At 58.0% G+C, this 20461-nt stretch carries 17 protein-coding genes; 10 read left to right on the top strand and 7 right to left on the bottom strand.

All coding sequences use genetic code 11. The features are described from left to right. Nucleotides 1–65 precede the first annotated feature (65 nt). Nucleotides 66–1364: a 3-deoxy-D-manno-octulosonic acid transferase gene (locus JXR15_RS14700; protein ID WP_422053958.1), complete on the bottom strand. Its 1299-nt coding sequence runs from the start codon at nucleotides 1362–1364 to the stop codon at nucleotides 66–68. A gap of 190 nt (nucleotides 1365–1554) precedes the next feature. Between JXR15_RS14700 and JXR15_RS14695 the strand changes: the two genes are divergently transcribed. After that, nucleotides 1555–4002 (top strand): response regulator, encoded by a 2448-nt coding sequence (locus JXR15_RS14695; RefSeq protein WP_422053957.1) that lies wholly within the window; start codon nucleotides 1555–1557, stop codon nucleotides 4000–4002. Between the two features lie 55 nt (nucleotides 4003–4057). Here JXR15_RS14695 and JXR15_RS14690 read toward each other — a convergent pair whose 3' ends face one another. Genes JXR15_RS14690 through JXR15_RS14680 form a run of 3 tightly spaced genes read right to left on the bottom strand, consistent with a single transcriptional unit; the run spans nucleotide 4058 to nucleotide 7613 of the window. Beyond that, on the bottom strand, nucleotides 4058–5224 hold the full coding sequence (locus JXR15_RS14690) for a M20 aminoacylase family protein (protein WP_422053956.1): 1167 nt from the start codon (nucleotides 5222–5224) through the stop codon (nucleotides 4058–4060). 27 nt (nucleotides 5225–5251) lie between these two features. After that, complete coding sequence (locus tag JXR15_RS14685) at nucleotides 5252–6415, bottom strand: M20 aminoacylase family protein (protein ID WP_422053955.1); 1164 nt, start codon at nucleotides 6413–6415, stop codon at nucleotides 5252–5254. Between the two features lie 22 nt (nucleotides 6416–6437). Beyond that, on the bottom strand, nucleotides 6438–7613 hold the full coding sequence (locus tag JXR15_RS14680; protein WP_422053954.1) for a M20 aminoacylase family protein: 1176 nt from the start codon (nucleotides 7611–7613) through the stop codon (nucleotides 6438–6440). Between the two features lie 194 nt (nucleotides 7614–7807). Here JXR15_RS14680 and JXR15_RS14675 point away from each other — a divergent pair, with 194 nt between their 5' ends. From JXR15_RS14675 to JXR15_RS14665, 3 genes are read left to right on the top strand one after another with little or no spacing between them, the layout of a single operon-like run. Continuing rightward, entirely contained in the window at nucleotides 7808–9574 is a 1767-nt protein-coding gene (locus JXR15_RS14675) for a sensor histidine kinase (protein ID WP_422053953.1), read from the top strand. Next, nucleotides 9571–10797 carry a sigma-54-dependent transcriptional regulator gene (locus JXR15_RS14670; RefSeq protein WP_422053952.1) on the top strand — a complete coding sequence of 409 codons (1227 nt, stop codon included), beginning with the start codon at nucleotides 9571–9573 and terminating at the stop codon, nucleotides 10795–10797. Before JXR15_RS14675 ends, JXR15_RS14670 begins: the two co-directional genes overlap by 4 nt. After that, the gene (locus JXR15_RS14665; protein ID WP_422053951.1) at nucleotides 10794–11969 is read left to right on the top strand and encodes an MFS transporter; all 1176 of its coding nucleotides are present in this window, start codon (nucleotides 10794–10796) and stop codon (nucleotides 11967–11969) included. Before JXR15_RS14670 ends, JXR15_RS14665 begins: the two co-directional genes overlap by 4 nt. 18 nt (nucleotides 11970–11987) lie before the next feature. On the opposite strand, the gene JXR15_RS14660 is transcribed toward JXR15_RS14665, so the two are convergent. Both JXR15_RS14660 and JXR15_RS14655 read right to left on the bottom strand, forming a co-directional pair. Continuing rightward, a complete protein-coding gene (locus tag JXR15_RS14660; RefSeq protein ID WP_422053950.1) occupies nucleotides 11988–13892 on the bottom strand; it encodes a DUF3604 domain-containing protein in 1905 nt (634 codons plus the stop codon). Nucleotides 13893–14115: 223 nt separating this feature from the next. Next, complete coding sequence (locus JXR15_RS14655; RefSeq protein WP_164644732.1) at nucleotides 14116–14577, bottom strand: Lrp/AsnC family transcriptional regulator; 462 nt, start codon at nucleotides 14575–14577, stop codon at nucleotides 14116–14118. A 141-nt stretch (nucleotides 14578–14718) separates the two neighbouring features. On the opposite strand from JXR15_RS14655, the gene JXR15_RS14650 reads away from it, so the two are divergent. The 5 genes from JXR15_RS14650 (at nucleotide 14719) to JXR15_RS14630 (ending at nucleotide 18902) form a co-directional block, all read left to right on the top strand. After that, nucleotides 14719–15042: a DUF2849 domain-containing protein gene (locus JXR15_RS14650; protein WP_299427570.1), complete on the top strand. Its 324-nt coding sequence runs from the start codon at nucleotides 14719–14721 to the stop codon at nucleotides 15040–15042. Between the two features lie 35 nt (nucleotides 15043–15077). After that, complete coding sequence (locus tag JXR15_RS14645) at nucleotides 15078–16745, top strand: nitrite/sulfite reductase (RefSeq protein ID WP_422053949.1); 1668 nt, start codon at nucleotides 15078–15080, stop codon at nucleotides 16743–16745. Continuing rightward, on the top strand, nucleotides 16735–17532 hold the full coding sequence (locus JXR15_RS14640; RefSeq protein ID WP_422053948.1) for a phosphoadenylyl-sulfate reductase: 798 nt from the start codon (nucleotides 16735–16737) through the stop codon (nucleotides 17530–17532). The genes JXR15_RS14645 and JXR15_RS14640 overlap by 11 nt, the downstream gene beginning before the upstream one ends. Further along, a complete protein-coding gene (locus JXR15_RS14635) occupies nucleotides 17529–17936 on the top strand; it encodes a DUF934 domain-containing protein (RefSeq protein WP_422053947.1) in 408 nt (135 codons plus the stop codon). Before JXR15_RS14640 ends, JXR15_RS14635 begins: the two co-directional genes overlap by 4 nt. A 117-nt stretch (nucleotides 17937–18053) precedes the next feature. Beyond that, nucleotides 18054–18902: a ferredoxin--NADP reductase gene (locus JXR15_RS14630; RefSeq protein WP_422053946.1), complete on the top strand. Its 849-nt coding sequence runs from the start codon at nucleotides 18054–18056 to the stop codon at nucleotides 18900–18902. A gap of 75 nt (nucleotides 18903–18977) precedes the next feature. Here the strand turns inward: JXR15_RS14630 and JXR15_RS14625 are convergent, their stop codons facing one another. Next, nucleotides 18978–19646, bottom strand: coding sequence for a translation initiation factor 3 (locus JXR15_RS14625; RefSeq protein ID WP_422053945.1), 669 nt, complete (start codon nucleotides 19644–19646; stop codon nucleotides 18978–18980). Between the two features lie 195 nt (nucleotides 19647–19841). Between JXR15_RS14625 and infC the strand changes: the two genes are divergently transcribed. Beyond that, nucleotides 19842–20387: a translation initiation factor IF-3 gene (gene infC, locus JXR15_RS14620; RefSeq protein ID WP_366140702.1), complete on the top strand. Its 546-nt coding sequence runs from the start codon at nucleotides 19842–19844 to the stop codon at nucleotides 20385–20387. Nucleotides 20388–20461: the final 74 nt, after the last annotated feature.

The following is a 20461-nucleotide window of genomic DNA, read 5'->3' as shown; positions in this document are numbered from 1 at the left end:
GGGCAGTGGCGCTGGCCTTTCTACCCCCCTACCCCAAAGCACGTAGCCGTTGCGGCTCTCGCGATTTACTGGGACCGCAGAGACAGTAACTGACGTGCCAAAGGCAGAAGAGCCGCCTGGGCATCTGCAACCAATTCGGTCGCGCGGGTGGTTGCGTCGGTGTGCTGCCCGCCACGCACCCAATCAGCCAGCTGGTTTACCGCTTGATCGCCACCAGAAATGCGATGCGCCAGGCCCTCCGCTTCTAACTGACAATAGTCCTGGGCAAAGTTGGCGGTGTTGGGACCGCACGTCACAGGGCAGCTCAACGCAATGGCTTCCCAGGGATTGTGCCCTTCTGTGTCACCAAAGCTGCCACCGATCAACGCCACCTGTGCAAGGCGATACCACAGCCCCAGCTCACCAAGCGTGTCGGCCACATAGGCCTGATGGCACTTCTCGACCATCTGCCCACAACTGCGCTGTGCAAACGACAGCCCCGCCTCCGACAGCGCCTGACAGACCTCTGCCCCCCGCTCCGGCGCGCGTGGTGCAACTATCAGCAGCGCCTCAGGGTCAGATTCCAACACCTCTTTGTGCGCGGCAATGGCCACCGCCTCATCCGGCAGATGGCTGGAGGCCGCCACCCAGCATCGTCGCTCCGCCAACGCGACCTGCATCTCATCCAAGGCTGCGGTATTTACGTTCAAGGGCGCTGCTGCCGGTTTTAGCGACGGCATGAGCTGAGGATCAGCCGCGCCAAGCCGCTTCAAGTAGCCGGCGGAGGTGGATTCCTGCGCCGCCACAAAAGAAAACATCTGCATCAGGTCTTGAAAGCCCGCCCGGACTTTGCGCCGACGCGCAAACCCGGTCGGTGTGATCCGTGCATTGATGTACGCCAAGGGAATACCCCGACGGGCGCTGTCGACAATTGCGCCGGGCCAAAGGTCTTGCTCCGACCAAATCGACAGGTCCGGCTGCCAATGATCCAGAAACCGCGCAACATAGGTGGGGCCGTCCAGCGGCAGAAACTGATGCATCACCCGTGGCGGCAGGTTTTGCCCCAGGACCTGGGCTGAACTGCGTGCGGTTGAGGTGACCAGGAAATGGGCTTCCGGCGCCATCTCCCCCATCACTTGCAACAAAGGCCGCAGCGCCAGGACTTCGCCCAACCCCACCGCATGCAGCCAGATCACTGTACCCTTAGGCCGGCCCAGCCCAGCTTGCCCAAGTTTCTCTTCTGCTCGTGTGGGATCATCTTTGCCTCGTGCCACCCGGCGGGCCACTACAGCGCGCATCACCGGTTGCAACACACCGCGCAGCGCCAGGTAACTGCGCAATTGCCATCCAAGCGACACGCCTGCGCTTTTTTGCTCATTGCCCATACTTAGGTGCCCGTTTGTTGCTGCGGTTCACCGCTTTATATACACTGGCCGAAGCCCAAGACCATGCCCAGACAAAGCGTTGCCCGCAAACAACGCTTACGCGAAAACCCACGTTAATAAGTGGTGAAGGACTTTCTGAAACAGTGCGCCTGACACCACTGTTCGTTACGTATTTGATGCCGGATCCCAAATGTCACTGACAACATCTTTATGGACCTTAAGTCGCTCGCTGGCCCGACGGACTTACCTGCCCTCCTTCATTGCGCTTGCGGTGGTGTTTTCATTGGCTATTTACGCCGAGAAAAACGAGACCGTCATTGCGCAACAAGAGCAACGGGCCCTGATCGGCAGTGAAGCCAGTCGTCTGCGCGCGCAGCTGGAAGGCCACGTCACCGCAGACATTCTGTTGGTACGCGGCATGGTGGCAGCGTTGTCCGCCAATTTGGACATGTCCCAAAAAGACTACAGTGCGCTTGCGAGCCAGGTGATGGGCAGCCATTACGAATTTCTCAATATCGCACTGGCGCCGGATTTGGTTGTCAACCGGGTCTATCCTTATGAGCCAAACAAAGCGGCGCTTGGGCTGGACTACAACAAAAATGAAGCCCAACGCGCGGCCGCCTATCGGGTGCGTGACAGCGGCGAAGTGGTTCTTGCCGGACCGTTAAATCTGGTTCAGGGCGGCACGGGCTTTGTTGGGCGGTTCCCGGTTTGGGACACACGCAACGGGCAACGGAGGTTTTGGGGGCTGGTCGCTGCAGTCATAGATGCGGATGTCCTTTACAAAGAAGCTGGCCTTTTGGATCCGTCTCTGGCCATCGACATCGCCCTCATAGGCAAAGATGGCACCGGCGCTCAGGGTGAGCTCTTTTTTGGCGACAGCACCATTCTGGACGACACGCCCATCCTGATGGACATTCAATTGCCAAGTGGGTCCTGGCAAATGGCCGTGCGCCCCAAAATAGGATGGGCCACAGCCGCTGACGACGTTTGGGGAATCCGGGTCTTCTTCCTCTTTGTGGGGTTGCTTATTTTTATACCAACCTTCGCTGCCGGACGCCTGTCCGAGACCCGTAGACACGCCATCGATGCCTTGAAGCGCCGCGAGGCCGAGCTTGAACGCCTGTCCCTGGTGGCCAAACACGCCTCCGACAGCATCATCCTGAGCACGCCAGATGGCATAATTCAGTGGGTGAATGCCGGCTTCACCCGCATGATGGGCTACAGCTCAGAAGAGGCCGTCGGCCAACACGTTGCCCAGTTGCTGAATTCAGAGAACACCAATCCCGACACAGTCCAGGCCATGATCGAGCAACGGATTCAGGGCAACCGGTTCCATTGTCAGATTGTCAACAAAACCAAAGACGGCCGGGACATTTGGGTAGGCACCAATATCTTCCCGATCAAAGACGACGACGGCAACGTCACGATGAACATCGGGATCGAGCGCGACATCACCCGCACCAAAAATTACGAGAAAGATCTGGCCGAAGCCAAACTTGTGGCGGAAAAGGCCGATCGCGCCAAATCTGAGTTCCTCGCCAATATGAGCCATGAAATCCGCACCCCGATGAATGGCATTCTGGGCATGGCGGATGTGCTTAGCGAAAGTGATCTTTCGATCGACGATCGGCAATGTGTCGAAACCCTGCGTGACAGTGGCCATGCGCTGCTTAAAATCATCAACGACATTTTGGACCTGTCACGCCTGGAAAGTGGTAAGTTGGAGGTGTCCGAGGTTGATTTCAACCTACGCCGCTGCATCAACAGCGCTGTCGAGCTGCTGCGCCACAAAGCAGAGAAAAAAGGCATTTTTCTCACCGTGGACTATGCCGAGGATCTGCCTCAAGACGTGCGATCCGACGATGGCCGGCTGCGCCAGATTGTTGTGAATCTGGTTGGCAACGCTGTGAAATTCACCTCCGAAGGCGGTGTGCGGGTTAAGGTGAGCCGGGACGATGACGCGGAGCACGGCATCAAAATTGGCGTATATGACACCGGTATTGGCATCACGTCTGAGCAGGCAAAGCACATATTTGACCGCTTCGCACAAGCGGATGCCGCAACCACACGGGCCTTTGGCGGCACCGGGCTTGGCTTGACAATCTCTGCCATGCTTGCCCGCCGTATGGGCGGCAATATTATCCTCTGTGAAGACTATTACGAAGGAGCTTGTTTTGTCGCCACCATCGACACCAAACCTGCGTCCGGAAACACGGCACCAGACGCTGCCCCCACAGTGTTTGCCTCAGAGCACCTGGATGGCGCGCGCATTCTTCTGGCCGAAGACAACAAAACAAACCGCCTACTGGTGCAAAAATACCTGTCCGCTTTTGACGTGGAACTGATTGAGGTGGAAAACGGGCTGCAGGCAGTCGAGTTCTGCAAAGCTTACAATCCAGATGTGGTTCTGATGGACATGTCGATGCCGGAACTGGACGGGGTGGAAGCCACCCGCATCATCCGGTCCTTGCCCATTCATCAGCCGCCCATTGTGGCGCTGACAGCCAATGCGTTTGACAGTGACAAAGACGCGTGTCTGGAAGCAGGCATGGACTACTTCCTGTCCAAGCCGATCAACAAGGCCCACCTTCTGCAGGCGCTGTCGACCCAGTTGGAACACCGCAAGGCCTCCTGACCCTGCTGTATTACGGGACCGGCGGCGCTGATTACCGCGCCGCCGTCCGCATCACTTAGGCAGCAGGCATCCGCTGCTCAACAATTTCTGCCCACCAGGAACAGCCCGCCGGAATGGCCTCGTCGTTGAAGTTGTATTCCGGGTGGTGCACCATCGCGCCGTCTTCGCCGTTGCCAACAAGAATATAGGCCCCTGGGCGCTCTTCCAGCATGAAAGCAAAGTCCTCGCCGCCCATCACCAGCGGCGCTTCATCACACTGGCCGGAAATCGACTTGGCCACTTCGGCGGCAAACTCGGTCTGTGTTTCAGAGTTCACCATCACCGGATAGCCGCGGTGATACTTCACCTCAACTGTGCCACCAAAGGTCGCAGCGATACCGTTGCAGATCTCGTTGATGCGCTCTTCCGCCAAGGCACGCATGTCTTTGGACATGGTGCGCACGGTGCCTTTGATGTGCACCTTCTGCGGGATCACGTTGAACGCTTTGGACGAGGTCTCAAAGCTGGTCACAGACACAACCACCTGATCCACTGGATCAGCATTGCGGCTGGCAATGGTTTGCAGTGCCAGCACCGCCTGCGCGGACATCACTGTGGTATCAACAGTGTCATGTGGCTTGGCTGCGTGACCGCCCCTGCCTTCAAAGTGGATCTCGAACTGGTCGGTTGCAGCAAAAAACGACCCCGGACGGATCGCAAAAGTGCCCAATGGCACGCCCGGCCAGTTGTGCATGCCGTAGACTTCCTGAATGCCCCAACGCTCCATAAGACCGTCTTCACACATCTCGCGACCACCGCCGCCACCTTCTTCGGCAGGCTGGAAGATCACCACAACGGTGCCGTCAAAGTTTCGGGTCTCCGCCAGATACTTCGCCGCACCAAGCAACATCGCAGTATGCCCATCATGGCCGCAAGCGTGCATCGCCCCCGGTGTCTTAGAGGCATACTCCAGACCGGTCTGCTCATGGATCGGCAGCGCATCCATGTCAGCGCGCAGACCAATCACCTTACCAGATCCGGTCTCTTTGCCTTTGATCACGCCAACAACACCAGTGCGGCCAATGCCGGTGGTCACTTCATCCAGACCAAACTCTTCCAGTTTCTCCGCCACAAGCGCGCTGGTGCGGTGGGTTTCAAACAGGATCTCTGGGTTCTCATGCAAATCACGGCGCCAGGCGGTGATTTCGTCATGCAGCTCTGCAAAACGGTTCTTGGTGGGCATAATTGTTCCTCGCTCAATAGTACGTTCTTAAACCGCAGGCATGCGGCGTTCGATCACTTCCGACAGAAAGCTGCTCCCGTGCGGGATTGCCTCGTCGTTAAAGTTATATTCTGGGTGGTGCAACGCCGCGCTGTCGCCGTTACCGACCATGATGAAGGCCCCGGGCCGCGCTTGCAACATGTAGGAGAAGTCCTCTCCCCCCATCTTCAAAGGCGCTTCATGACAGCTGCCTGACACCGCGGTCGCAACCTCTTGTGCAAACGCTGCTTGCTCATCCCAGTTGATTGTCGCAGGCGTGATCCGTTGATAGTCGACCTTGGCCGTGCCGCCAAAGGTCGCCGCAACGCCAGCCACAACCTCTTTCATGCGCGCCTCAACCATATCCTGCGTGTCCGGGTTAAACGTGCGCACGGTGCCTTTCAGCGTCGCGGTGTGCGGGATCACATTGTAGACGTCGGATCCGGTCTGAAACGAGGTCACCGACAGCACGGCACGGTCCACCGGATCAGCGTTGCGGCTGACAATGGATTGCAGGGCCAGATGGATCTGACTGCCCATCATGGTTGGGTCGATGGTCTTATTCGGCTGCGCCGCATGGCCGCCCTTGCCTTCAATCTCGATGGTGAAGAAATCCACCGCCGCCAGCAACGGTCCTTTGCGCAAGGCAAACTCTCCAACTGGCAGGCCGGGATAGTTGTGCATGCCATAGACCTCTTTGATGCCAAAGCGCTCCATCATGCCGTCTTCCACCATGGCCAAAGCGCCATTACCGCCTTCTTCGGCAGGCTGGAAAATCACCGCCACCGCGCCATCAAAGTTGCGTGTCTCACTAAGATACTTCGCGGCACCGAGCAACATCGCCGTGTGCCCATCATGGCCACAGGCATGCATCGCACCTTCATGCTTGGAGGCGTAGTCCAACCCGGTCTGCTCCGCCATTGGCAGCGCATCCATGTCCGCCCGCAGGCCAATCACGTTGCCTTTGGTGTCACTCTTGCCTTTGATCAGCCCAACCACACCAGTGCGACCTATGCCGGTGACAACTTCGTCACATCCAAACGCCTTGAGCTTTTCTGCCACCAAAGCGGATGTACGATGGGTTTCATAAAGCACCTCTGGATGGGCATGAATATCCCGCCGCCAATCAGTGATTTCGGCGTGCAACTCCGCAAAACGGTTCTTAACCGGCATGTCTCTCTCCCCTACCTCGGCTTCAGTCTGCGCTCGGCATGCGCCGCTCGATCATTTCGACAAACCAACTGCTCCCAACAGGAATCGCCTCGTCGTTGAAGTTGTAGGCTGGATGGTGGCACTGTGCGCTGTCGCCATTACCTAAGAAAATATACGCGCCGGGGCGCTCTTCCAGCATGAAGGAAAAATCCTCCGCTGGCATGATCGGCTGCACATTAGCGTCGACATTTGCCTCACCCGCCACGGCCTGAGCCGCTTCCACGGCAAACGCGGTCTCACGGTCATGGTTCACCGTGACCGGATAGCCCTCTTCCCAGATTACCTCTGCTGTTGCGCCAAACGCCAACGCAGTATGGGTGGCCACTTCGCGAATACGTTTCTCCGCCAATGCCCGATTGTTGTTGTCCAAGGTACGCACGGTGCCTTTCATGCGCACCGTATGCGCAATCACGTTAGACGCGCTGCTGTCGGTCTCCAATGTCCCCACGGTCAGCACCACGCGCTCAATTGGCTTCACATTGCGTGACACAATGCTTTGCAAGGAGACCAGGATCTGCGCCGCCACAAGGGTTGTGTCGACCGCCTCCTGAGGCTCCGCCGCGTGGCCACCTTTGCCCGTGACCACGATCTCAAACTCATCCGCCGATGCCAGAAGCGCCCCGGGACGGATGCCAAATTCACCAATCGGCGTACCCGGTCCGTTGTGCAGACCGTAGACTTCCTGAATGTTCCAACGGTCCATCATCCCGTCGCGGCACATCTCACGGCCACCGCCGCCGCCCTCTTCGGCAGGCTGGAAAATCATCACCGCCGTGCCGTCAAAATTGCGGGTTTCAGCCAGATACTTCGCCGCGCCTAACAGCATCGCGGTGTGCCCGTCATGGCCGCAGGCGTGCATTTTTCCATCCACTTTGGAGGCATAGTCCAACCCGGTGGCCTCATGAATCGGCAGCGCGTCCATATCCGCACGCAGGCCGATCACGCGACCTTTGGTGTCACTTTTGCCTTTGATCACCGCCACAACACCGGTCTGCCCAATGCCCGGCGTGATCTCATCCACGCCAAATTCCTTCAGGCGCGCCTGCACAAAGGCCGCTGTTTCATGCACATCAAACAACAGTTCAGGGTTCTCATGCAGGTGGCGCCGCCAACCGGTGATCTCTTCGTGCATCTGCGCAATACGATTGCGGATAGGCATGGGCACTTCCTCCAAAATGGCGTGAATTTCTGATCGCTTGGTGAGACTGAACGATTGTTCAATGGCTGGCAAGAGCCGCCGCAAAAATAATTCACTTATCAAGCAAACCTCCGCCTGCGCATGCGTCAACGTGAGTCAGCCCAACCCGCTTTGGAACGCTCGCGCCGCCAGGCACAACGCGCTAAGCTGAACCCATGCGAACTTGGATACGCCACCGGGCCACGATTCTCCTCCTCTTCTTCATCCTGCTCGTGGCACTCGCCAGCGGCGTCTGGCGCTACGGCTATGTGCAAGCGCTGGATCAGCTGGCGCGACGAGGCGAGGCGGATCTCGCACTGGCCGCCGACAGGCTCACGGCGCAATTGCAGCGTTATCAGGAGCTTGCTGTCCTAATGGCGGAGCATCCAACTCTGCTGGCGCTGAGCAAAGATCAGTCCAACGCCCAGCCCAGCGCCGACCTGCTTCTGGAAGTGGCCGACAAAACCGCTGCGCTCGACCTGATTTATGCCAGCGCAGACGGCACCATCCTGGCCACCGCACAGGAAGACGCCATTCCCTCCCAAAACCTGACCGGCGCCCCTTATTTCACTCGCGCTCTACACGGCGCCATTGGCACCCACCACGCCGTGGACGCGCGCTTCAACCAACGCGCCTTTTACTTCTCCGCCCCAAGTTTTGGCGCCGACGGCAAAGTCGCCGCCGTCCTGACTGTGGTGGTGGACATGGCCGATGTGGAAGGCAACTGGCGCGGCGATGGCCCTGCCGTCTACTTTGTGGATGACGCCAAAGAGGTCTTCATCACCAACCGCTCCGAACTCCTGTTTTGGCAGCGCCCTACTGGCAGCACCGGCCTCGCCCCTTCTGACGCCCCTGCCCCGGCTTTCACCAGCCACATAACGGCAGGTTACGAAATCTGGCACATGGATTGGGGGCCTTACATCCCGGAACGCGGCCTGCACATCATAAAAGACCTGCCGATCATCGACCTCGTGGCTGAGGCCATTGTCGACGTCAGTTTCGCCCGCCGCATTGCAGGCCTGCAAGCGGGCGCCATTGCTGCCGTGGTCATGGTGTTTGGCCTGATCCTACTGCAAGTATTGGAACGCCGCCGCGTGCTCGCCCAAGCCAACGCCGAATTGGAAGAACGCGTGACCATTCGCACCAAAGCCCTGTCCTCCACCAACGAGGCCCTTCGCCGCGAGATCACCGAACGCGAAGAGGCCGAAGCCGCTCTCAAGAAAGCGCAAGCCGACCTAGTGCAGGCTGGCAAACTCTCCGCCCTTGGCCAAATGAGCGCCGGCATCAGCCACGAACTCAATCAGCCGCTTCAGGCCATTCAGACCTTTGCTGACAACGGCACACGGTTCCTGGACCGCGACAACACCGAGAAAGCGGGGGAAAACCTCACCCGCATCTCGCAAATGGCTACCCGCATGGCCCGCATCATCAAAAACCTGCGTGCCTTTGCCCGCAACGAAAACGAGCCCATGGGCAAGGTCGATCTGGTCGCCACCATCAGCCAGGCCGTGGAGCTCACCGAGCTGCGGCTCAATCAGGACAACATCAACCTGAGCTGGGCGGCCCATTCCTATAACATGCCCATCTACGCTTTGGGTGGCGAAGTCCGCCTCGCGCAGGTGTTTGTGAACCTGATCAACAACGCCGCCGACGCCATGTCCGACAGCGAGGAACGTCAGATCGACATTTCAATTGTCACCGCCCCACGCCTCTGCGTGAACATCCGCGACACTGGCCCTGGCATCGACGCCCCTGATAAGATTTTTGATCCGTTTTACACCACCAAAGAGGTGGGCAGCTCAGAAGGCATGGGCCTCGGCCTCTCCATCAGCTATGGCTTGGTGCAAAGCTTTGGCGGCAACATCCGCGGCACCAACCTACCCTCTGGCGGCGCCCTGTTCACCGTCGAGCTGGACCAATGGCAAGAGGAGAGCCAATCATGACGGCTCCTGTTTTGGTGGTCGATGACGACCCCATCGTGCGCGAAGCCCTGACCCAGACGCTGGAGCTCGAAGAGTTTCCGGTGGTCTCCGCGGGCTCCTTTGTCGAAGCCAAAGACCACATCACAGCATCCTTCACCGGCGTGATCCTCTCTGACATGCGCATGCCCGGCCGCGATGGCTTTCACCTCTTGCAGTTCACCCGCGACACCGACGCGGAACTGCCCGTGATCCTGCTGACTGGCGAAGGCGACATCCCCATGGCCGTACGTGCCATGACCCAGGGCGCCTTTGGCTTCTTGGAAAAGCCCTGCGCCCCGGCGGAACTCATCGCCGTCATCGAACGCGCCCAAAAAGCCCGCGCCATGGCGCTGGAAAACCGCCATCTCAAAGCGCAGCTCGAAACTGGCGACGCCGCCGCTCGAATCATCTACGGCACTTCGCCCCAAGCCGAAACGCTGCGCCACCGCGCCCGCTCGGTCGCCCACATCAACGCCGAAGTGCTGATTTCCGGCCCGCCCGGCGCGGGCATCTCCAAAGTGGCCGAAGTCATCCACCTCTGCGGCGCGCATCCCGAAGGTCCCTTTGCCAAACACACCGCCACCGACATGGACCCGGCCACTTTTGCCACTCTGATCGAGGACACCCAAGGCGGCAGTCTCTTCTTGGACGAAGTGCAATCCATGCCGATGCAGACGCAATTTGCCCTGCTGACCCTGCTGGAAACCGGCGAACACCCGCGCCTGATCTTTGGCAGCGCCGCGCCGCTTGATGACGCCGTACAATCCGGCGCCCTGCACGCCGACTTGTTTTATCGCCTTGAAGCGTTGCAAGTCCGCATCCCGGCCCTGTCCGAGCGCCCCGAAGACATCCCCGTGCTGTTCCGCCATTACGTGGCCCAAGCCGCCGAACAGGCGGGCGTCGACGCTCCGGAGATCACCTCCGATGTGATCTCGTCGCTGATCGCACAGGACTGGCCCGGCAACGCCCGCGCCCTGATGAGTGCCGCCATGCGCTTCACTCTGGGACTGCCCGGCGAGGAAACCCAAACCGCTGGCTTGGGACTGGCCGACCAAATGGCACAAGTCGAACGATCCCTGCTTGCAGAAGCGCTGCGCAAGCACCAAGGTCGGGCGGCAGCGGCGGCCGAAGCGCTTAAGCTGCCGCGCAAAACCATGTATGACAAACTCGCCAAATACGGCCTCAAGCCCGAAAGCTTCCGATGACCGCCACCGACGCCCCATCGCACGCCCCGGCCCCCGCGCATCTCACGCACCGCGCCGGATGGCTGGCCATTGCCGCCATGTTTGCCATCAACGGCTCCATCTTTGGATTGTGGGCCAGCCGCATCCCCGCCTTCAAAGCCACCCATGATCTCAATCACGCTGAACTGGGCGGTCTACTGCTCCTGCTGGCCGGTGGCGCGATCTGTGCTTTCCCGCTGGCGGGCCGTCTCGCAGACCACTTTGGCGCGGCCCGCGTGACCAAGGCATTTGTCTTTGCCAATTTGATCCTTGTGTTAGCGCTCGCACTCACGCCCAACGTCTGGCTGTTTGGCGCGGTTCTTTTCCTGTTTGGCGCAGCGCATGGCGGCATGGACGTCACTATGAATGCCTGGGGCGCTGAGGTTGAACGCTGGGCCAAACGCCCGCAAATGTCATCTTATCACGCGATGTGGAGCCTCGGCGCAGGCATCGGCGCCGCCTCCGGTTTTGCCGCCATCAGCCTCAACGCCCCCCCCCTCACGCACTACGCCATTGTCGGCATCCCCTTGACCGCACTGCTGTTCTGGCTTGGCAACATCGAATGGACCTCGCCCGTCAACCGCGACAGTAAAGCGCCCATTTTCTCAATCCCCAAAGGCCAGCTTGTGCTGGTCGGCTTGCTCGCGCTTGGCGCCTCCATGGGCGAAGGCGCCATGGCCGATTGGAGCGCCGTCTATCTTGTGGACATCGGCGGCGCGCCAGAAAACTGGGCCGCCATGGGCTACGCGATCTTCTCCGTAACCATGGTGATTATGCGTCTCCTGGGTGACTGGATCACCCACCACACGTCACCCCATTTGGCCGCCCGCGTCAGTGGCCTTGTAGCCGCCACCGGCGCGGCTCTCACCGTGCTGTTCCCAGTGCCACAAGTGATGCTGGTGGGCTTTGTGATGATGGGCGTCGGCTACGCCCTGATCTTCCCGCTCGCCTTCAGCCGCGCCGCCAACGACCCGCATGAAAGCCCCGGCAAAGCCCTCGCGGGCACCGCCACCTTCGGCTACGGCGGCATGTTGTTAGGGCCACCAGTGATTGGCTTCATCGCCAACGCGACCTCGCTCAGAGTGTCCTTTGGCGTGCTGGCAGTACTGGCACTGATGATTGCGGTGTTGAGTGGGGCGCTAAAGCGTGAGTAGTTGTCGCCGCCACTCACCTTATTTTCGTTTTAATGGAGAGTACCAGATTGGAGACGTATAGGCCCGCTCTTGATGGCTGTCCTCTATCCAGTCCGGAACAATCGCGCCAAACACCAATCGATCGTAAGTCGTCCACCGAGGCGTTGGAATTTCAATTACCCGCGCATAATAGAATGCACTTTGATCTTGAGAGAATTCGGGATCACGCCAGAAGCCCGCAAGCACAGCCGCACCGATATCATTTCGCCATGTAGCGGTTTCCGGATCAACCGTGTTCTCCACTGGCGGTAATTTACCATCCTCACCCGGAACCCGATTGTCGGACCACGCGACGTCAAAGACGCGCTCTCGCAATGTACCGTTTGCTTCGCGCCAGCCTTTCACCACCTGTACCCGATCTAGATTAGCCCCGTCAGGATCACGCAGAGCTCGTATCATCACGGTCGGCACACCATCTCCTGAACATGCGTCCAGGTTCCCTCCCATTGGTACCCCATTATTATAACCGTAACTGTCAAAGTCGGACCTCACGAGATCACTTTCCTCAAATTCACACCCCGCAAAAACCCTTACGCGAATTCGCGTCCCAGTTGTCGCGTAAACCTCCTTGCGTTTCAGCGCATCCCAAATCGCTTCGCGCGTGTTCTCTCCGGCCCATACAGCAGCCAACCCTGCGGCAAGCCCGTCGGCGTGCAACAGATCATCCGCTGAATCGTTTGGCGTAAAACGCCCCGTGATACGCTCTTCAAGCCTAATGGGGTCCGCGGTTGGCTCGACAACAGCAACCTTTCCAAAGAAGTTATCTTCCTGCGCAGAAGACAGTGCGGTGTGCGAGTCTGTAGATCCCAGTACGCCAAACTGGAATGGGTTGACCCCAAGTGTCGCCTCATAGGCCATTCCACGCTTCCAAGCCTCCCGCGCATATTCTCGTGGCAGCATTTCGGGCGTTTTCGGTTCCGGCCCAAAGCTACCTTTGTCCCATGTGCCGTAGTCCGCAAACTCGTCGTTTGGAGACAGCATCGGATGTGTCTCGCCATCACCCTTAATCTGCGTGATCTCGTAAACCGGCTCCCATCTTGCTCGGCGCGCCGCATAATCCGCCCCGATCGGCTCCCCTTGAAGTGTCACATCGTCAAACATCAAACCATTGGACAAGTTACCATTGTGTGGGATTGCCAAAACATTGCCGCCGGTGTTTGTTTCATAGGCCTCCATCCAATCCCACAGAGCTTCCGGGTCCTCGGAATCGTAGGCACTGAAAGGCAAAACCAGGTCTGCGCGTTCCTTCCCATCTCGGAATACCACGTTACGGTGCAGGTTGTTGCCATTGGGTCCTGAGGTCCATTCGTAACCAATGAGTGCCGTGAACGCACCTGGGGCATTATGGCGCTCTGCAGCTTCAGTGACCCGTGGCCACATCACGTCCGCAAAAGCGACATCACCCAGCGGATCCGTCACGACGTTTAGCCCGTCGGTCATCCATGTGTCATACGACTTTTGCGCAGACTCCACTGTTCGCGGCGCGTAGATCTGGCTAATTTTCTGCCCCCAAGAGCTCTCTTTTAATAGGGGGCTGTCTTCTTCCAAGGCTATTGGCAACCCCAAGTTCTCGGCGTGATCGGTCACCACAAGCCAATCTAGGGGGCGCTGCAATCTCGCCGGAACGCCCATTGACGACACCACCTTTTCACCCTTAGCAAACCGATAGGCATCGTCAGGTGTTAGCGTCGCGCCAACCAACCCCGCATCCGCAGAATAAGCTGTGTGAAGGTGCGTGTCTCCAAATAGGACTAGGTTTGGATAGCTGTCAGCCAGGTATGGAGAGTATTCGGTCGATGGATCCGGCGCAGAATTTGGGGCGTCCTGCCCATAGGCGGCTGAAACCACAAATCCAAAACAAACAAAGGGAACAGTAACTCTCATAAAATGACTCCAAATGCATCAACCCAATCTCATTTGACCAAACACGAATTGGCGGGCGAAATTTCGCTTGGCTCTACAGTGCAATACCTCGCGCAACTACCCAAGCTAGAAACACCCATTAACCTCCCGCCCCCCAAAACGCACCTCTGCAAAACAGCCGCGATACCGACGTGATACCGACGTGATTTTTGCCGCAAACAGCCCGTCGACCAAAGCTTAACGCTCAGAGCGGCAGCATGCTGGTAGACTTGATTTCTTCCATAGATAACAAGGCGGTAACATTGTGCACCTTCACCTCTGAAATCAAAGCTTGATAAAACGTGTCATAGGCGCGCGCATTCTGCACCTGAACTTTCAGAATGTAGTCTATGTCCCCTGCCAGCCGATGCGCCTCCAAAACCTCAGGGCGCTCGCGCAGGGCTTTCAGGAACTTCTGCTGCCAGTCCGCCTCATGCTCGCTGGTACGGATCAGAACAAAGAAACAAGCCTCAAAACCAAGCGCTTCCGCATCGAGCAAAACCGTCTGCTGCCGGATCACCCCGGCCTCTTTGAGCTTGCGAATGCGATTCCACACCGGCGTCTTGGAAGAGCCGACACGTTTGGCAATTTCATCCAAGGATTGCGCCGCATCGCGTTGCAACTCCCCGAGAATTTTCTTATCCATATCGTCGATACGCAACGCCATCCCATTTCCCCTGCACTTTGCGGAACATCGGCGTATTTCCCCAAACACACCAGAACACATGTTTCTATTTCCGCCAGCATCTGGCGGTTAAGGGGAACAATTTCCTATATTGCTTCTGAAGTCAAACCCCGGGAGAACCTTATGCCACGCGCATTCACACCCAAAGTCATCACCGCCAACGCCCTGATCGAAGGCGACGTGATTTATTTCACCAAAGACGACACTTGGACCCGTGATCTGGCCTGCGCAGAGTATCTCACGGATGAAGCCCACGCACAGGTGCGTTTGCTGGACGCAGAACAGCAAGTTGACCAGGTTGTTGGCGCTTACCTGGCGGACACCGCAGAGGGCGAAAATGGCTTGGAGCCAACCCACTTTCGGGAAGAATTCCGCCGCACCGGGCCGTCGAACTATTTCCACGGCAAACAAGCAGACAGCAAGCAACAGGATGGTCAGGCCGCCTGATCGGCCTCTCCTGCAGCAAACAAAAGGGTCCACCCATGTATCACTACAACGACTTTGACAAAGCCTTTCTGGCCGAGCGCAATCGTCAGTTCCGTGCACAGGTAGAACGCCGCGTCGCTGGCAATCTGACCGAAGAAGAATTCCGCCCTCTCCGCCTGATGAACGGCCTGTACCTGCAATTGCACGCCTATATGCTGCGGGTTGCCATTCCTTATGGCACGCTGAGCTCGGCTCAGATGGACACGCTCGCGCTGCTGGCAGAGAAGTGGGACAAAGGCTATGGCCACTTCACCACACGCCAGAACATTCAATACAACTGGCCCAAGCTGACGGATGTGCCGGATATGCTCGACGCGTTGGGCGAAGTTGGCATGCACGCCATCCAAACTTCCGGCAACACCATTCGCAACGTGACTGCGGACCACTTTGCTGGCGCTGCCGCTGACGAGTTGGAAGACCCCCGTCCGGTGGCTGAATTGATCCGGCAGTGGTCCACCGACCACCCGGAATTCCAATTCATGGGCCGTAAATTCAAAATCGCTGTGAGCGCAGGGGCGCAGGACCGGGCTGTTCTGAAAGCCCACGACCTGGCTGTGCGCATCGTTCAAAACGACGCGGGTGAGATTGGCTACCAAATCCTTGTTGGTGGTGGCCTTGGCCGCACGCCAATGGTGGGTAAGGTGCTCAATGACTTCCTGCCGCGCGAAGACCTGCTGCCGTATATCGAGAGCACCGTTTCGGTCTGGAACCAAATTGGGCGCCGCGACAACAAATACAAAGCGCGCATCAAAATCACCGTGCATGAAACTGGTCTTGAAGAGTTCCGCGCAAAAGTGGAGGAGCGCTACGCAACCGTACGCCCAACTTTCTCTGGCGTGGATCAAGACCTGTTTGAGGACATCAAAGCCCACTTTGCACCTCCGGCATTCCGCAACGCGCCCACCGTCGAGTTTGACAGTGCCTACGATGCCAATCCCCTGTTTCGCAGCTGGGTTGATACCAACCTGACAACGCACCGCGCGCCGGGGTATTCGGTTGTTACGGTTTCGATCAAAAAGCACGGCGACACGCCGGGCGATGCCACCGCAGGCCAAATGCGCGCACTCGCAGAGATCGCGCGTCAGTATGGTCACGATGAGCTGCGCATCAGCCACGAGCAAAACGTGATCCTGCCGCATGTGCACAAGTCCGACTTGCCAGCGGTCTATGCCGCCCTGCGGGAAGCAGACTTGCACACCGCCAACATTGGCCTCGTGAGCGACATCATCGCCTGCCCGGGCATGGACTACTGCGCCTTGGCGACGGCCCGTTCCATTCCGGTGGCGCAGCAGATCGCAACCCGCTTTGACGAGCTGAAGCTCGAGCACGACATCGGTCACCTTCAGATCAAAATCTCTGGCTGCATCAACGCCTGTGGGCACCACCATGTAGGCCACATCGGCATCCTTGGTCTTGATCGCGCTGGCGTTGAGAACTACCAGATCACCCTCGGTGGCGACGCCACATGGAACGCAGAAATTGGTCAGCGCGCTGGCCCAGGCTTTGCCTATGATGAGATTGTGCCTGCCATCGAACGTCTTGTGAAAGGCTATCTGGAGCTGCGCGAGGGACCAGAAGAAACCTTCCTCGAGGCCTACCGTCGCCTTGGCCTCGCGCCATTCAAGGCACATCTCTATCCAGAGACTCAGGCCAATGCAGCATAATGGCATCACCCCTTTGACCTCCCCTCTGACGTCGGCGATTTCGCCCACGTCAGAGCGGCAGGACCCGTTGCAGGCCAAGGTGGACGTGCTCAACGCCCGCTATCGGCATCACTCTGCGACCTCGGTCATGGAGGCCGCGCTGAAAGACCCGCAGGCTGGCAAACTTGCCTTGGTGTCTTCGTTTGGTGCTGAGTCTGTTGTGCTTCTGCATATGGCCGCGGTTGTGGATCGCAACATTCCGGTGATCTTTGTCGACACCGAAATGTTGTTCACGGAGACGCTTGTGTATCAGCAAGAGGTGGCGGAACGTCTGCATCTGGACAATGTCCAGGTCATCCGTGCAAGTGACGCCACCTTGGCGGCGGAAGACCCGGACGGCACGCTGCATCAGTTTGACACCGATGCCTGCTGCTCCCTGCGCAAGACACGACCGTTGCAAAAGGCGCTGCGCGGCTATGACGGCTGGATCACCGGCCGTAAGCGGTTCCAATCCGGCACGCGCGCGGCCTTGGATTTCTTTGAAGTTGAAGACTTCACCGGCCGCATCAAAGTGAACCCGCTGGCCCATTGGGCGCCAGAAGACGTGCGGGCGTATATGGAAGAAAACCGCCTACCCCGCCACCCGCTTGTGGCACAGGGCTACCCGTCGATTGGCTGTGCCCCTTGCACATCCAAGGTTGCGGAAGGCGAAGACCCGCGCTCCGGTCGGTGGCGTGGTCAGGACAAAGACGAATGTGGCATCCATTTTGTGGACGGCAAAATGGTGCGAGCAGGAGAAAAGGTATGACTGTGATTGTGACGGACAGTGGCTTTACCGCCGACAACTGGACTTTGGGCTTTGTGCCTTTGGACGAAGCGGCCAATGACGTTGCCGCTCTTGATGTGCCTTCCTCTGCCGATCCAGCAGAAGTCATTGCACAGCTGGCAGGAGTGGAGATGGTCCGCGTTGACTTCCCCAGCTTTGCTGACGGCCGTGGCTTCACCATCGCGCGTCAACTGCGTTTGGCTGGCTTCAAAGGCCGCCTGCGCGCCAAAGGCCACGTGATTTCCGACCAATACGCCATGGCGCGCCGCTGTGGTTTTGACGAAGTGGAGATCTCCGAAGAGCTCGCCACCCGCCAACCAGAAGGGGAATGGAAATTCCGCTCCGACTGGCAAGCCAACAACTACCAAGCGCGCATGCGCGGCTAACACATAGCAAAAAAGCGATGCGAGCTTGCGTTATGTCAAAGCCGCATCGCTGCTATCCCTTCAAAACCTCACCAGAGATGTTACATGAGGAGCGGGCAGTCCCGCCCAGTATTTGATATGACCGAGCAAAAACCCGTGACCGAATCCACCGCCCAAAAAGTGCCCGCCCTTCCTGACGCCCAGACCGTCACCGAAGTGAAGCACTACACCGACCGTTTGTTTTCCTTCAAATGCACCCGTCCCGCCTCGCTGCGGTTCCGTTCCGGTGAGTTTGTGATGATTGGCCTGATGGGTGATGTGAACCCCAAGACCGGCAAGCAAAAACCACTCCTGCGCGCCTACTCCATTGCGTCGCCAAGCTGGGACGAAGAGATGGAGTTTTACTCCATCAAGGTACAAGACGGCCCACTGACGTCCAAATTGCAGCACATTCAGCCGGGGGACGAGGTGATCCTGCGTCCCAAGCCAGTAGGCACATTGGTGCATGACGCCCTGATCCCGGGCAAGCGCATCTGGTTCTTTGCCACCGGCACTGGCTTTGCCCCGTTTGCCTCCCTGCTGCGTGAACCGCAAACCTATCAGGATTATGACGAAGTCATCATCACCCACACATGCCGTGAAGCGGGTGAGCTGACCTATGGCCGCGACCTGATCGAGGCCCTCAAAGATGACGAGCTTCTCAATGAAGTGATCGGCGATGGCTTCTGGAAGAAGATCAAATACTACCCGACCACCACCCGTGAAGAGAGCGCCAAGATGGGCCGCATCACCGACCTGATCCGGTCTGGCGAAGCCTATACTGATCTGGATGTTGAGCCGCTCAACCCAGAAAGCGACCGCGCCATGATCTGTGGCAACATGGCGTTCAACCTAGAGCTCAAAGATATGCTGGAGGAAGCTGGTCTGGAAGAAGGTGCCAACTCAAAGCCTGCACAGTATGTGGTTGAGAAAGCTTTCTTGGACTAAAGCCCAAACAATCCCCCAAAAAGAAAACGCCCCAATCAAAGTTGGGGCGTTTTGCGTTTTAGCCTTAGATTCAGCTTACATACCGAGTGCTTGCTTTGCTGCGTCCAATGCCTGTGTCAGCATTTCTGGGTTGTTGGTGGCGCTTTCGATGGCAGTTTTGAGCGTGGTTTTCTCAATCACACCCAGCGACGATCCGTCGATCACCTCGGACACTTTCGCCATATCAAAACCGTCAGCCGTAAACACGCTGGCCAAGTCCGCCATACTTGTGGTCGCGGCGTCGGTCGCTTGCTCAGCGGTTTCAGTTACCGCCGCAGTCGCGTCAGCAGCGGCGTCGGTTGCCGCGTCTGTGGCCCCAGTGGCTGTGTCTGTTACAGCTGTCACGGCTTCTTCAGCAGCTTCTGTTGCTGCAGCGGCAGTATCCGCCGCCGCGTCTGTCGCAGCCTCCACAGCCTCGGTTACAGCAGCCTCAGCTTCTTCAGCGGCAGCTTCAACTTGGTCTGTTGCCGCTTCAACAGCGTCTTCCGCTGCATCCTGAACAGCTTCTGCCGCCGCTGCAGCACTATCGGTTGCCTCTTCTACAGCTTCTTCGGCGGCCTGCTTCGCCTCTTCAACAGCTTCAACTGCTGGCGAAGTCTCAACAACCGGCGCTTCAGTCACAGCATCTTTGCCGCCTTGCCCCAATACAAAATAGGCCACCACCGCAATGGCACCTGCAATCACTACAAAAATCAGATTCTTCATGGAATTCTCCACCTCAAACTCTCCCACCCGAACAGCTCGGGCCCTTCGCCTTCTCTATTTCTGCCGCTCAGCGCCCACTCTCAAGGGGGAAACCTGCCAGATTTGCATCATCGCCCTAGATTCGGCGGTTGTATCGTCGGAAAAGGACGAATAAATTAGGCGCCCAAAGGCATTCACCATTGAAGGAAGAAAACCATAGCCCGCAGACCTCATAACGCACCGCCTCAGCGTGACACCGGACCTCGCGTCAACGGACGCATCCGCGCTACCGAAATCCGCTTGATTGGCGCAGACGGCGAAAACGTCGGAGTCGTGACCCCATCGCGGGCCATGGTAATGGCTGACGAGGCAGGTTTGGATCTTGTTGAGATTTCTCCAAACGCAAACCCACCTGTGTGTAAGATCATGGATTTCGGCAAGTTCAAATATGAACAGCAGAAACGTGAATCCGAAGCGCGCAAAAAGCAAAAGACCATCGAGATCAAAGAGGTCAAGTTCCGCCCCAACACGGACACGCATGACTACGAAGTCAAAATGCGCAACGTGTACAAGTTCCTGGAGAATGGCGACAAAGTCAAAGTGACCTTGCGCTTCCGTGGACGCGAAATGGCGCACCAAAACTTGGGCCGCGAGCTTCTTGAACGTGTGGCAGCGGACACCAAAGAAATGGGCAAAGTTGAAAACATGCCCAAGATGGAAGGCCGTCAAATGATTATGCTGATCGGCCCGCTGCCTAAGTAACTCCGGCAGACCATTGAATTCTAAAAACCCCGCCATCGCGCGGGGTTTTTTATTGGTGACATACCGAAGGCAAC

Origin of the sequence: Shimia sp. (assembly GCF_049116215.1) — a bacterium.
Classification (GTDB): domain Bacteria; phylum Pseudomonadota; class Alphaproteobacteria; order Rhodobacterales; family Rhodobacteraceae; genus Shimia.
This window is presented reverse-complemented; position numbering and strand designations above follow the sequence as displayed.